Below are 13,122 nucleotides of genomic sequence, written 5' to 3'. Positions count from 1 at the left end.
GGGGGTCACCTAATCTGATTCGCTATATCTACAATCATTTCACTCCGCTAAAGGCTCTGGATCTTCACCCATCACGGTAGCTCTAGTTTTTTAGCTTATCCTGTCTTTTGACGGTTTGACGGGAGGATGGCATAAAATTTTGGCTTAAGTTTTGTTCCAGATGTCGGTCTTTATCTGGTCGTTTCCTTTCACCATTGGCTAACATGCATAATAGTAGCATGGAAGGATTAGCTGCAAGCGCTCTCTAGGCTACTGCTAAACCAGGAGCTAGTTTCTTCCGAGGATATCTAAATTAATTCATATTAGAGGAGATCTTCACCCCTTATGACAAAATCGCCCATGCAACGCCGACAGCAGTCTAAAGCCTTGATTGCTGTGGCTAATAATCTCTCTCCCTTTGGCAATAAACTGGTTCAGTCTGGGTTTATTGAACGAGATGAGATGGAAAAGGCTCTGGTGGAAAGCCGGAAAAGTAAGCGATCGCTTACTGATGTACTTGAACAACTCACCGGTAAGCAACTTTCCCCAGACCTGATTCGCCAGTACAAAAAGCAGCAACTTTTTGAACTCAAAATTCTATACGGTGTCGATTCCCTCGATCCGGAAATTAATGAAATTGATACAAATCAAGTCAGTGAACTCATTGATACCTTGATTCCGTTGGATCTCTGTCGCCGTTACCAACTGGTTCCCCTGTCAAAAAATGATGCGAATCCTCCAGCCGTATTGGTGGCCTTGGTTGACCCCGATAACTTAGCGGCTCAGGATGACCTCAATCGCGTCTTGCGTCCCCAGGGGCTAACCATGAACCGGATGGTGATCACCACAGAAGATTTTCAGGCGATTATCTCCAAGTATCTAGACGAACAAGTTAAAAAAGCACCCGATCCGAAAAAGGTAGAGATAGGCGAAATTGATATTAGTCAATTTGGTGGGGGCGATGAGCTTGGAGAGGCACAGGATGATGATGATGCTAACCTGGATGATGCCTTGGGACAGGCTGAAAGCGCCCCAGTGATTAAGGCCGTTAACCAAATTCTGGCGAAAGCGTTATCTGAGGGAGTCTCCGATATTCATGTGGAACCCCAAGAAAATGACATGCGGGTTCGATTTCGTAAGGATGGGGTCTTGCAACAGCCTTTTCCTCCCTTCCCGAAAAAAATTGTTCCCGCCATCACGTCCCGGTTTAAAATTATCTCGGATCTCGATATTGCCGAACGACGCAAACCCCAAGATGGTCGGATTCGCCGGGTTTTCCAAGGACGCAAGGTAGACTTTCGGGTAAATACCCTGCCAGCCCGTTATGGTGAAAAAATTGTACTGCGGATCTTGGATAACTCCTCGACGCAGTTGGGTTTGGATAAATTAATTACCGATCCAGAAACCCTGGAAATGGTGCGGGAGATGGCTTCTCGCCCCTTTGGACTGATTCTGGTGACGGGGCCCACGGGTTCGGGGAAATCGACGACCTTGTATTCAATCTTAGCTGAACGGAACGATCCAGGTATCAATATCTCCACGGCTGAAGACCCGATTGAATATGCCCTGCCAGGAATTAACCAGGTGCAGGTGATTCGGGAAAAAAATATGGACTTTTCCTCCATTCTGCGGGCGTTCTTGCGGCAAGACCCGGATGTGATTCTGGTGGGGGAAACGCGGGATAAGGAGACGGCAAAAACGGCGATTGAAGCGGCGCTCACGGGACACTTGGTATTGACGACCTTGCATACCAATGATGCATCAGGTGCGATCGCCCGCTTAGATGAAATGGGCGTAGAACCCTTCATGGTCTCTGGGGCGCTCCTAGGAGTCGTTGCCCAACGGCTGATGCGACGAGTTTGTAGTGAATGTCGCATTCCCTATACCCCCGCTCCAGAGGAACTCTCTCGCTTTGGATTATCGGCTGCCAAAGAAGGAAACTTAACCCTTTATAAAGCCAACACCATCGCCCCCGATGAACGGGCAGCCCTGAAAGAAAAAGGAGAACTCTGTCCGAAATGTAACGGTGTGGGCTACAAAGGACGCTGTGGGGTCTATGAACTGCTGCGGATTACTGAAAATCTACAAGTCCTGATTAACCAAGGCGCACCCACCGAACGGATTAAAGAAGCAGCCGTGGAAGAAGGCATGGTTACCCTGTTAGCCTACAGCTTAAACCTGGTGCGGGAAGGATCGACTACCCTGGAAGAAGTAGAGCGGGTAACCTTTACCGATAGTGGTTTAGAGGCAGAACTCAAGGCCAAACGAAAAGTGGGCTTGACCTGTCGCGTCTGTGGAGCGGGTCTCCAGCAAGAATGGATCGATTGCCCCTATTGTATGACCCCTAGATTTAGTGATTAATATCACCTTTTTCTATCTAGATGTATTGGTTTTAAATGGATTAACTGTTGTGTAACTGATTGGAGGAGAAACCCCTATGGACTACATGATCGAAGATGTGATGGAATCCTTGGTTGAACAAGGAGGATCGGATATGCACATTCAAGCCGGTGCGCCGATCTATTTTCGCCTCAGTGGTAAATTAACCCCCCAGCCCCAGTTTGGGGAAATGCTTGACCCTCAAGATTGTCAGCGCCTGATCTTTGGGATGCTTAACAATAACCAGCGTAAAGATCTAGAACAAAACTGGGAATTGGACTGCGCTTATGGGGTCAAAGGACTCTCTCGCTTCCGGGTGAATGTGTATCGGGAACGGGGGTGTTATGCGGCTTGCTTGCGAGCCTTGGCTTCTAAAATTCCTAACTTTGAGAAGTTAGGAGTTCCGGAAATCATGCGGGAAATGTCCGAGCGTCCACGGGGAATGGTCTTAGTTACCGGACAAACCGGGTCGGGTAAAACGACAACCATGGCGGCGATTCTGGACTTGATTAATCGCACTCGTGCAGAACATATTCTGACGGTGGAAGACCCAATTGAGTATGTTTTCCCCAATATTAAAAGTTTGTTTCACCAACGGCAACGGGGAGAAGATACCAAGAGCTTCTCTAATGCTTTGAAAGCGGCTCTGCGGGAAGATCCGGATATCATTCTAGTCGGGGAAATGCGGGACTTGGAAACCATTGGTCTGGCGGTATCGGCGGCGGAAACGGGTCACTTGGTCTTTGGAACCATGCACACGAATAATGCCGCAGGAACCATTGACCGACTGCTCGATGTGTTCCCTCCCATTCAACAGCCCCAAATTCGGGCGCAAATGTCTGGCTCTATGGTGGGGGTTTGTTCCCAAAACTTGGTTCAGAAAATTGGTGGCGGACGCTGTGCAGCTCAGGAGATTATGGTGAATACGCCAGCTATTGCCAACTTGATTCGGGAAGGAAAAACCACTCAAATTTACTCCGCGATTCAAACCGGTGGGAAAATGGGAATGCAGACGATGGAGATGGCCTTGGCGAAATTGGTCAATGATGGCAAAGTCTCCTATGAAGATGCGATCGGTAAATGCAATAAGGTCGATGAGTTGATGCGTCTGGTTCAACCTGCCAAGCAAAAACTGTAAACTTAACCCACTTAACCCATTTACTCACCCCAATTATTTGATGAAGTAATGAACCATGCCTAACTTTGTTGCTGATGTTCGAGATTCCATGGGAAATGCCAAGCGAGAAACCGTTAAAGCGGACTCCCTTGGTGCAGCTCGTGCTGAGTTACTCAGTCGAGGCTTAGAGGTAGGCACAGTCAAAAAAGCACCCCTGTTTGACTTTGCCAACATTGACATGGACGAGCTAAATGAAAACTTTGCGGCGGCGACTGCTAGTGTCACTGTAAAAGATAAAGCCATCTTTTCTCGCCAGTTTGCTGCGATGGTTAATGCTGGGGTGGGAATGGTGCGCTGTCTAGGGGTTTTAACTGAACAGTGTGAAAATCCTAAACTGAAGAAAGCGCTCAAAGCAATTTCGGCAGAAGTGCAAGAGGGGTCAAGTTTATCTGAGTCAATGGGTAAACACCCGGATTGTTATGATGACCTGTATGTAGCGATGGTTTCAGCCGGAGAAGTTGGGGGGGTACTCGATGATGTACTCAACCGTCTCGCGAAGTTGCTGGAAGATTCGGCCAGACTGGAAAACCAAATTAAATCAGCCATGTCTTATCCCACTACGGTGGGGACTTTGGCGGTGATTATTTTCGTTGCCTTAACGGTGTTTCTGATTCCCACTTTTGCTGATATCTTTGCTGATATTGGGGTAGAGTTACCCCTGTTTACCCAAATGATGCTGAAAATTAGTGGGTTTTTGACAAATTTCCAGCAATCAGTTCCTGTTGTAGTGGTGTTGATTGTTCTCAAGTTTGTCTACGATCGCTGGTACAAAACCCCTCAAGGTAAGAAAATCATGGATAAACAGTTCCTGAAAGTGCCTTTGTTTGGGGATTTGATTAAAAAAACGGCAACGGCTCGGTTTTGCCGGACTTTCGGAACCCTATCCCGTGCAGGGGTTCCCATTCTTACTTCTTTGGAAATTGTCCGGGATACGTCTGGAAATCAGACGATTGCGGATGCGGTAGAAGCTTCCCGCCAAGAAATCCAAGGAGGGGGGATGATTAGCGCGGCTCTTGACCGGTATCAAGTTTTTCCTGCCCTGGCGATTTCGATGATTAGTATTGGGGAAGAAACAGGACAAATTGACCAGATGCTGATGAAGGTGGCTGACTTCTATGAAGATGAGGTAGAACAAGCGGTAAAAGGGTTAACCAGTATGCTCGAACCGGTGATGATTGTGGTCATCGGGGGTATGGTGGGTTCGATTTTGCTGGCGATGTACCTGCCGATGTTTAAGGTGTTTGAGACCATGTAACCTCTGGAAGGATAACGGAGAAGGTAATCTGATCGGGGATTGATTCTCCGTTTCTGGCTATGCTGAATTCTTAAGTTAAGACTATGACGATCAAAAAATCCCATTATGAAGCGCTATTAGCAGAATACAGTAATCTGAAGTCGGCGATCGCCTTATTGCGCCAATATCGCCCCTATGTGGAATTTCTGCCCAGTCTGAGACGACCTGAAGAAAGCTTAATTTCTATCCCCTTACCCATTGTGGACTTAAAACCGAGGGAAATCATCTCTGAAGGGATTCATCAGCCTCCGGTTGGATTAACCCGGCTCCCCTGCGATCTAGGTTTCTTAATGTGCGATCCAGAGTGGAAAATTAAAACTGGAGTTGAAATTTTTGTCTTTATTCATCGGCCGGGTGAAGATGTGTCTGATCTCTTGGGACGATGGCGACAAACTCAAGTTTGGTTAGATGGAGATTATCAGTGGGTGATGCCTCGAAATTATTCTCATATCATTAGCGAAGGTTCCGAGAAAATTTTGCCCATTTTTATTCTCTTTCCAGAAACTCCCGAACGGATCAAACGTGGATTAGAGGGTGCTGGATTACCGTTTTTAATCCAAAATCCTTCCCTCATATTGGAAGAAGACTTCAAATATATGGAACTCGAAAATTTAGATGCTCAGTCTTATGATATATAGAGAATTATTCAATAATTTTCTGCAAAATGGGAAAATAATCTTCTCCAGGAGAAATAATGGTAATATTAGAGGGAATTTTTTGGGGTGGTTTCCGTTGAGCTAGGAGTAAATGGTTGCAGCTTTGAAGCAGCATTAAATTCAATCCCCAGTCATCTCCGGTTCCTCTAAAATCTGTTCGCAAGCCGATCGCGGGTATTTTCTTGGCGTAAGCATATCCAACTTCAAAACAAGTCCCAGAATCTGCGTCTGCACCATCTAATATCACTAAGACGAGATGGGCGCGATCGAGTCCATATAAACAACGCTTAAATATTTCTTCAGTTTGAGTCAGGTTTTTTGCTTCTTCTTGGGGTAAAAAAACAGTGTTGCCAGCAGACTGTAACCGTTGGGCTAACTTAGTATTAAATTCTTGCTCGGCTTGTGTAAATAAGGGAGCCGCTAGGTAAATCCAAGAGAGTTCATTAAGCATAAATGACGAGTTAGATAAGTATCCAATTATAGGGTAGTTTATCATTATTGAAGCGGATCGGATGCTATTTTCGTGCGATCCTGAATTAGAATGAGGGGACGGACGAACAAGTAAAGGGCTATGGTGGTTACTGCATATTCATAAATAAAGTAATCAACCATTTGAGAGGATAAGAATAGAATAAAGGGGATAAAGTGAAGTAGGGTTTGATGGCCTTGAATTGCTATTTTCAGGACTATCCCTAAAGTCAATAGGAAGAAAAAAACACCGACGATGCCTAGTTCAACCCAGATACTCAAGAAGAGGTTGTGGGTATTAAAGCGAGAGTGACCATAGATTTGACGGCAAAAGACTTCTTGAAATACACCAACTCCTACCCCAGAAATGGGATGTTCTAAGGCGGTTTTAGTGGCTTGTTTCCATAAAATTAATCGGTCATCTATGGAGCTATGGGGGATGGGTGGGGGAGAAAGAATCGCTGAGTTTGCGGATGGCAGGGAAGAAGTCTGGGCAATGGCGGCTTGAGGGGCACTTAGATTCGCCCAGATTTGGGGAACAAGACGCTCAGAGGAGGGTTGAATGACGAGTAAACAAATAATGAAAAATAGGAAAATATGGGTGACTAATCGAACTGAAATTTGGTGAGTGATCTGAACCAAAACAAATCCAATGAACAAGACGAGCCAGCCATTACGACTTCCGGATAAGGCGATGAGGATAATGAAGGGATATACCCAATACTGCCGAGGCAGATAGGAGCGATCGCGATTCCATAACAAGGTGATGATAGCACTGATGGCCATTAGCACGCCAAAGGGATTGGGATTTTGTATGATGGAGCGGATACGGGGATAGGAGTCTGGGTAGCTCAACAGGTTAATGAGTCCATTATTGGGAAAGGTTTGCTCTAGAAATCCTCCGATACCAATGATCATCAGTAGCGATAAAACAATTTTATCCGCAGTTGAGATCTGGAGTTTTGACCCCAGCAAAGCGACTAAAGCACATAACACGATTCCATAAATTGAGTATTTTAAGGTATAGTGGATGGCGATCGCCCTCCAATCACTACAGAAGGCAGAAATCCATATCCAACTATAGAAAAGGCTTAGTATTATCCCTAACTGGGGATAGCACTGGACTACTCGTATAAAAGACTGTCTATTGTAGAGAATGGCAGCTAATCCAATGGTTCCCATGAGGATAAAATGAATACCAATCCCCAGACCCGGAATTTTAAGGCGTGACAGGAGAGAGGAGATCAACAGGAGAAGCAGGAATCCTTGATTGAGGTTAACCGAAGAGGGTTTCATGACTTCATAGACCTTGCAAAGACAGTAAGCTATTGAGTTGATGGCGAAATTGGTCAGGACTGTAGGTTTGTATCACATAATTCCGGAGCGCTTCAGGTTCATAGAATCGAGGGTTGGGGTGTTTTTTTTGTAAAATTTGGTAAAGAGTATCGGCGATCGCCTCCACATCTTCGGGATCGACTAAACTACCCCATTCCCCTCCCGCTAAGGGATCGATCGCCCCATCCTGATTTCCTCCTAATGCGGGTTTTCCGCAAGCCATTGCTTCTAAATAGACAATTCCAAATCCTTCCCCTTGACTGGGCAGAGCAAAGACATCGCAGAGATTATAATGGTCGCAGAGTTCTTCATCGGGAATTAAACCCGTTAGAGTTACGGATGAACTCAGATCGAGGGCATCAATTTTAGCCTCAATCCAGGGGCGATCGTCCCCTTTTCCCACCAACACATAATGAATATTGGGAATTCTTTGGCGCAGTAGCACCAGAGCATCTAAGAGGATGCCATACCCTTTATAGCGAGCGGAACGTCCGAGACGACTAACGGTTAAAATAACGGGCTGCTCTGGAGAGAGTCCATAGCGTTCGAGTAAATACTGGGGTTTAGGTTTAATCTCAAATCGTCCCGGATCAAACGTATTGGGTAAGACGACAACCTGTTCTGTTCTGAGATCCTGTTCTTTCAAAAGACGCGATCGCGTATACTCACTCACCGCTACCACGCGATCGGCATGATACAGAGCTTTCTGTAATCCAGGTTCCGAGATCTCCCAAACCTCAGTGCCATGAGCCACAACCCAATAGGGAATCCCCAACCACCGCTTAATCCAATGGAAGACCACACTGTAGTTCACATGGGTACAAATCATAAGCTGGGGAGGCTTTTGTAAACTCAGTTTCAGCAAGGTGAAGGCCAAAAGTAGGCTTTGCACCCAGCGAGGAAAGTAGCCAAAACCCCAAAATCGAGTTTGAGGGAGAAAACTATGGGATGGGGGAATCTCTCGATCGTATTTGAGCAACACATCATAGTGGCCTTGGGGGTAGAGCTGTTGCCAAGCCTGGAGTAGAAAGGCTGAATAAACTTGGATTCCGCCTTTGAAGCCAAACATATTGGGAAAAACGAGTAAAAATTGAAGAGTCATTGTCAAGTCTGAGTGTAGTGACAACAGGAGACAGGGTTCACCGATAGGCTGCTCAACTTAGGGTTTTTGCCTATAGGGTTACTTCTTAGAATTCACCTAATTTGTGCAAATTCTCGGAAATAGTTACATTACTTTACCGAGAAAATAACCTACAATAGGGTCGTATTCGCCAATTGAGTAAGGATAAAACACCATGTCAGTTATCGCCGTCATCGATTACGATATGGGTAACTTGCACTCGGTCTGTAAAGGTTTGGAAAAAGCCGGTGCAACCCCCAAAGTAACCGACCTGGCCACAGAAATCCAGCAAGCAGACGCTGTGGTTTTGCCAGGGGTAGGGGCCTTCGATCCAGCCGTGGAGCATATTCGATCGCGCCACTTAGAAGATCCAATTAAGGAGGCGATCGCCAGTGGTAAGCCCTTTCTCGGTATTTGTTTAGGATTACAAATCCTGTTTGACTATAGCGAAGAAGGACAGCAACCGGGTCTTGGCATTCTCCCTGGAGCAGTGCGTCGTTTCCACGGGGAACCGGGAATTACTATTCCTCACATGGGATGGAATCATCTCCACTTTACCCAACCCCATATCCCCTTATGGAAGCACCTATCAACTGCGTCTTGGATGTATTTTGTCCACTCGTACTATGTCGATCCCCAGGATAAAGGGGTCTGCGCGGCTACCGTGACCCATGGAACTCAAAGGGTCGCTGCGGCGATCGCCCACAACAACCTCATGGCTGTTCAATTCCATCCCGAAAAATCCGACCGTGCCGGATTACAAATCCTCTCTAACTTTGTGGAGCATGTCCGCTCTCCCACTCAAGTTTGTGTTTAATCTTACCCATCGATCCAATTAGGACACAATGTCTGTATCCTAAATCTCGGAGCCTTACTTTTAGCATGTTGATTTTACAGCCAAACTATTGTGTTACCTCTGGTCGTCAAAGAAACCACCCTTTTTACCTTTAAATTCTGGTTGAATGACCAGATTCAAGAGGGAATGAACTACCAACAGGAAATGTTTTGTCGGTTATACACCGTTGCGCCCCAATTCCGGGCCCAACTCTATCAGTTTGGCTGTAAACTCACTCAAAATGGAACCCTAGTCGTCATTAGTATTACCAACCAGCATTGCAGTTTGTGGGTGAGCTTACGAGACCCCATCGTTAAAGCCGTTCTCATTGATGGCCAAGTTTTAGATCTGCCTAGTCCTCTCAAAGACGGCGACTGGCCAGATGTCCTGCCCCCATCTTAGAATCCAGAGAGCCAGACCTTGCCGCTAAAACGTTAAATTTGTCAATTAACTTAACCTAATTGCCCCCCCCATTTTGGGTAAAAGTGAGTTAACTTAACAGAAAATAGGCGGCAATTGAAATCCCTAGGGCAATTCAATTGCTGGTTAACCGTAAGGTTCTACCCTAGTAGCGTCCATCTACAAAAACCACTACATTTTCGTGTTTTTGTAGTACGACAAAGCCAACCCTAACTTTTACTCCCCTTGTATTTAACTCCCTGGTAAAACTCCAGTACCCAAATGGCTAATTTAGCCAAAGACCCAGAGTATCTTGATTTTTGAGTATGCTGGTGTAGCCGGATCGGGGGAGCCTTTATAGAGTAGGGGTCAGTGAACCCTCTCAGAAAAGTTTAGGGTCTCTCCCCCAGACTTCCTGGAGGAGAGAAACTAGAGAGAACCCTGGAATTTTCTAAAATCTGGCCCACAGATCTCTCAAGTATTGTTAAACTTGAAAGGTTTGTTGGTAGAGAATGGTGAAGAAATACTCACCAAGACAATTTCTCAACTTGATTTCTTAAGATATTTAAAGGAGCATGAGGAACGCGGCATGACCCAGGCTAAAAACCTACTCCCAACCCTCGAACCCCCCGAACTTGAAGAGGCACTGTACGCAATAGAGGAGGAAGAACTAGAGGATTATCTAGGCACAACTCCTGATGAGGACGGCGGTAAGTCTGGCAAAGTTCGTGCGATACGTCGGAAGACCCAAGTCAAGAAAAAGCATTATACAGAAGACTCTATTCGTCTGTATTTACAAGAGATTGGTCGGATTCGACTGTTAAGGGCTGACGAAGAAATCGAACTGGCTCGTAAAATTGCTGATTTATTAGAATTAGAGCGTCTAAGAGACGATTTAGAAGAAGGGCTAGAACGAGAGCCTAGTGATGCAGAATGGGCGGAGTCTGTGGGAATGCCTTTACCCCAGTTTCGCTATCGTCTGCATCTGGGAAGACGGGCTAAGGACAAAATGGTGCAGTCCAACTTACGTCTGGTCGTTTCGATCGCCAAAAAATATATGAATCGGGGCTTATCCTTCCAAGATTTGATTCAGGAAGGTAGCTTAGGCTTAATTCGGGCAGCCGAGAAATTCGATCACGAGAAAGGCTATAAGTTCTCAACTTATGCCACGTGGTGGATTCGTCAAGCGATTACGCGGGCGATCGCCGATCAATCTCGTACCATTCGCCTTCCGGTTCACCTGTACGAAACCATTTCTCGGATTAAAAAGACCACTAAACTGCTCTCCCAAGAAATGGGACGCAAACCTACTGAGGAAGAAATTGCAGAACGGATGGAAATGACCATCGAAAAACTGCGGTTCATCGCTAAATCTGCCCAACTGCCCATCTCCCTAGAAACCCCCATTGGTAAGGAAGAAGACTCCCGCTTAGGAGACTTCATTGAATCCGATGGCGAAACCCCAGAAGACGATGTGTCTAAGAGTTTGCTGCGGGAAGACTTAGAAGGCGTTTTGGGAACCCTCAGTCCTCGCGAACGGGATGTTTTGCGTCTGCGCTATGGCTTAGATGATGGACGGATGAAAACCCTAGAGGAAATTGGGCAAATCTTTAATGTTACGCGGGAGCGGATCAGGCAGATTGAGGCGAAAGCCCTGCGTAAACTGCGTCATCCCAATCGCAATAGCATTTTACGGGAATATATCGGCTAAAGATTGACTTGATACTGAGTTAAATCTAAAACCCTAATAGACGGCACACTGACAGCTTGGTTTGCCGATCTGCGCTTCATTCCGATCCCCCTTTGATATCCGCTTGCGGAAAATTGACCTTTTTTAGGAAGTCAAGGGGGATCGGGATATATATAAGCGATTATCAAAACTGCTGTAATCAACTGCCGTCTTTTGGTTAAAATCCAAAAACACCTAGAAATCCATCACTAGAAGCGACTTGAATCCCTAGAGCAACCACAAAGCCGACCATCGCTAAACGGCCATTCCAGATTTCTGCTTGGGGGGTGAATCCCACCTTCCAAGCGTTACGGTTTGGTAAAGTTTCCCGATCGTCCATGGATTGAAACCCTCATAGTCAATTTGTTAGTGTAAATAAATATTAACAAAATGAGAGAGACTTGGCTGTAGTTTTGATTACTGTTCAGAACTTCTTATGGTTTTGATTGTCAATGGGGAAAATGGCCAATCCTGTCTGGGCAGAAAATACATGGATCTGCTCAGGAATCATGGAGAACCAGAGGGTTTCACCGACCTCCAGGGAGCGCGGTTGATCTAATCGGAGATTAAGCCTTGTGGAGTCTTCTGGGAGAGTTCCCGAAATTAGGGTTTCATGGCCGAGTTGCTCTACGGCTTGCACCTGAATGGGTAAATTTTTAGGCGCGGGGGCACTTTCTTGAAGGTGTTCGGGGCGAATGCCTAAGATGAGAGCGGTTTCACCTAATTTCTGTAAGGGGTATTTCCAGGCTTCGGGTAAGGTCAAGCGAAATTGGGAATGGCGCAATAAGAGGGGGGCAGACAGCTCGACGGGGATAAAATTCATGGGTGGGGAACCGATGAATTGGGCGACAAACTGATTGGCGGGGCGATGATAGAGGTCTAAGGGGGGAGCTACCTGTTGCAGTTCTCCTTGATTCATGACGGCGATGCGATCGCCCATAGTCATGGCTTCGACCTGATCGTGGGTGACATAGATGGTGGTTACTCCCACTTGGCGCTGAAGTTGCACAATTTGCGATCGCGTTTGCATCCGTAACTGAGCATCTAGATTGGATAATGGCTCATCCATGAGGAAAACTTGGGGATTTCGGGCGATCGCCCGTCCCAGAGCCACCCGTTGCTTCTGTCCCCCAGACAACTGCTTCGGTAAGCGCTCCAAAAGCGTCTCAATTTCCAATAATCGCGCCACCTGTTGCACTTGTGCTTGAATTTGGCGCTCTTCTGGGGAAAGATAGCGCAAACCGGGAGGGAGCGATCGCGTCAGCGCCACTCCCCCGCGTTTCATCCAGTGTTCCAGCGATCGCTCTGGATTGCCCCGTCTCAAGCCAAAGGCAATGTTCTCATAAACCGTCATGTGGGGATAGAGAGCATAATTTTGGAACACCATAGCGGTATTGCGAGCTTTGGGGGGTAAGGTATTGACTTGGCGATCGTCAATCCAAACCTGTCCCCCCGTCAAACTCTCCAAACCCGAAATAATCCGCAACAGGGTACTCTTCCCGCACCCCGACGGCCCCACCAGCACCAAAAACTCCCCATCCTCCACCGTCAAATTAACATTCCGCAAAACCGGAGCCTTCTGGTTCTGAGCATTTTTACCCTCAATCTCAGATGGAGCTGATGAAACAGCCCGATCAAAGTGCTTATAAACATTTTCTAAAACTACTGTTGCCACGTTATATCAAGTCCGTTGGATCAGTTATAGTATGTCATTGCGTGCGATTCGTTCCCGTCCAAGTTTGGGGATAACA

At 46.5% G+C, this 13,122-nt stretch carries 12 protein-coding genes; 7 read left to right on the top strand and 5 right to left on the bottom strand.

Annotation, left to right across the window (positions count from 1 at the left end):
* The first annotated feature begins 324 nt into the window (after window positions 1-324).
* The 4 genes from PMG25_RS23890 to PMG25_RS23875 all read left to right on the top strand — a co-directional run bounded on the left by PMG25_RS23890 (window position 325) and on the right by PMG25_RS23875 (window position 5,467).
* The gene (locus tag PMG25_RS23890) at window positions 325-2,340 is read left to right on the top strand and encodes a GspE/PulE family protein (RefSeq protein ID WP_283769394.1); all 2,016 of its coding nucleotides are present in this window, start codon (window positions 325-327) and stop codon (window positions 2,338-2,340) included.
* A 76-nt stretch (window positions 2,341-2,416) separates the two neighbouring features.
* Entirely contained in the window at window positions 2,417-3,496 is a 1,080-nt protein-coding gene (locus tag PMG25_RS23885; protein WP_283769393.1) for a type IV pilus twitching motility protein PilT, read from the top strand.
* A 55-nt stretch (window positions 3,497-3,551) separates the two neighbouring features.
* A complete protein-coding gene (locus tag PMG25_RS23880; RefSeq protein WP_283769392.1) occupies window positions 3,552-4,790 on the top strand; it encodes a type II secretion system F family protein in 1,239 nt (412 codons plus the stop codon).
* Between the two features lie 83 nt (window positions 4,791-4,873).
* Window positions 4,874-5,467 (top strand): hypothetical protein, encoded by a 594-nt coding sequence (locus PMG25_RS23875; RefSeq protein WP_283769391.1) that lies wholly within the window; start codon window positions 4,874-4,876, stop codon window positions 5,465-5,467.
* 4 nt (window positions 5,468-5,471) lie between these two features.
* Here the strand turns inward: PMG25_RS23875 and PMG25_RS23870 are convergent, their stop codons facing one another.
* Genes PMG25_RS23870 through PMG25_RS23860 form a run of 3 tightly spaced genes read right to left on the bottom strand, consistent with a single transcriptional unit; the run spans window position 5,472 to window position 8,390 of the window.
* Window positions 5,472-5,936: a nucleoside 2-deoxyribosyltransferase gene (locus PMG25_RS23870; protein ID WP_283769390.1), complete on the bottom strand. Its 465-nt coding sequence runs from the start codon at window positions 5,934-5,936 to the stop codon at window positions 5,472-5,474.
* Window positions 5,937-5,980: 44 nt separating this feature from the next.
* Window positions 5,981-7,249 (bottom strand): O-antigen ligase family protein, encoded by a 1,269-nt coding sequence (locus PMG25_RS23865; RefSeq protein WP_283769389.1) that lies wholly within the window; start codon window positions 7,247-7,249, stop codon window positions 5,981-5,983.
* Window positions 7,250-7,253: 4 nt separating this feature from the next.
* Window positions 7,254-8,390: a glycosyltransferase gene (locus tag PMG25_RS23860; protein ID WP_283769388.1), complete on the bottom strand. Its 1,137-nt coding sequence runs from the start codon at window positions 8,388-8,390 to the stop codon at window positions 7,254-7,256.
* A 193-nt stretch (window positions 8,391-8,583) separates the two neighbouring features.
* On the opposite strand from PMG25_RS23860, the gene hisH reads away from it, so the two are divergent.
* The 3 genes from hisH (at window position 8,584) to rpoD (ending at window position 11,353) form a co-directional block, all read left to right on the top strand.
* Entirely contained in the window at window positions 8,584-9,225 is a 642-nt protein-coding gene (gene hisH / locus PMG25_RS23855) for an imidazole glycerol phosphate synthase subunit HisH (protein ID WP_283769387.1), read from the top strand.
* A gap of 90 nt (window positions 9,226-9,315) precedes the next feature.
* Window positions 9,316-9,645 (top strand): hypothetical protein, encoded by a 330-nt coding sequence (locus PMG25_RS23850; protein WP_283769386.1) that lies wholly within the window; start codon window positions 9,316-9,318, stop codon window positions 9,643-9,645.
* A gap of 586 nt (window positions 9,646-10,231) precedes the next feature.
* Window positions 10,232-11,353 (top strand): RNA polymerase sigma factor RpoD, encoded by a 1,122-nt coding sequence (gene rpoD / locus PMG25_RS23845; protein WP_283769385.1) that lies wholly within the window; start codon window positions 10,232-10,234, stop codon window positions 11,351-11,353.
* A 196-nt stretch (window positions 11,354-11,549) separates the two neighbouring features.
* Here rpoD and PMG25_RS23840 read toward each other — a convergent pair whose 3' ends face one another.
* Both PMG25_RS23840 and PMG25_RS23835 read right to left on the bottom strand, forming a co-directional pair.
* Entirely contained in the window at window positions 11,550-11,711 is a 162-nt protein-coding gene (locus PMG25_RS23840) for a chlorophyll a/b-binding protein (protein WP_283769384.1), read from the bottom strand.
* An 84-nt stretch (window positions 11,712-11,795) separates the two neighbouring features.
* Complete coding sequence (locus PMG25_RS23835; protein ID WP_283769383.1) at window positions 11,796-13,046, bottom strand: ABC transporter ATP-binding protein; 1,251 nt, start codon at window positions 13,044-13,046, stop codon at window positions 11,796-11,798.
* Window positions 13,047-13,122: the final 76 nt, after the last annotated feature.

The organism is Roseofilum capinflatum BLCC-M114, assembly GCF_030068505.1.
GTDB classification, from domain to species: Bacteria; Cyanobacteriota; Cyanobacteriia; order Cyanobacteriales; family Desertifilaceae; genus Roseofilum; species Roseofilum capinflatum.
This window is presented reverse-complemented; position numbering and strand designations above follow the sequence as displayed.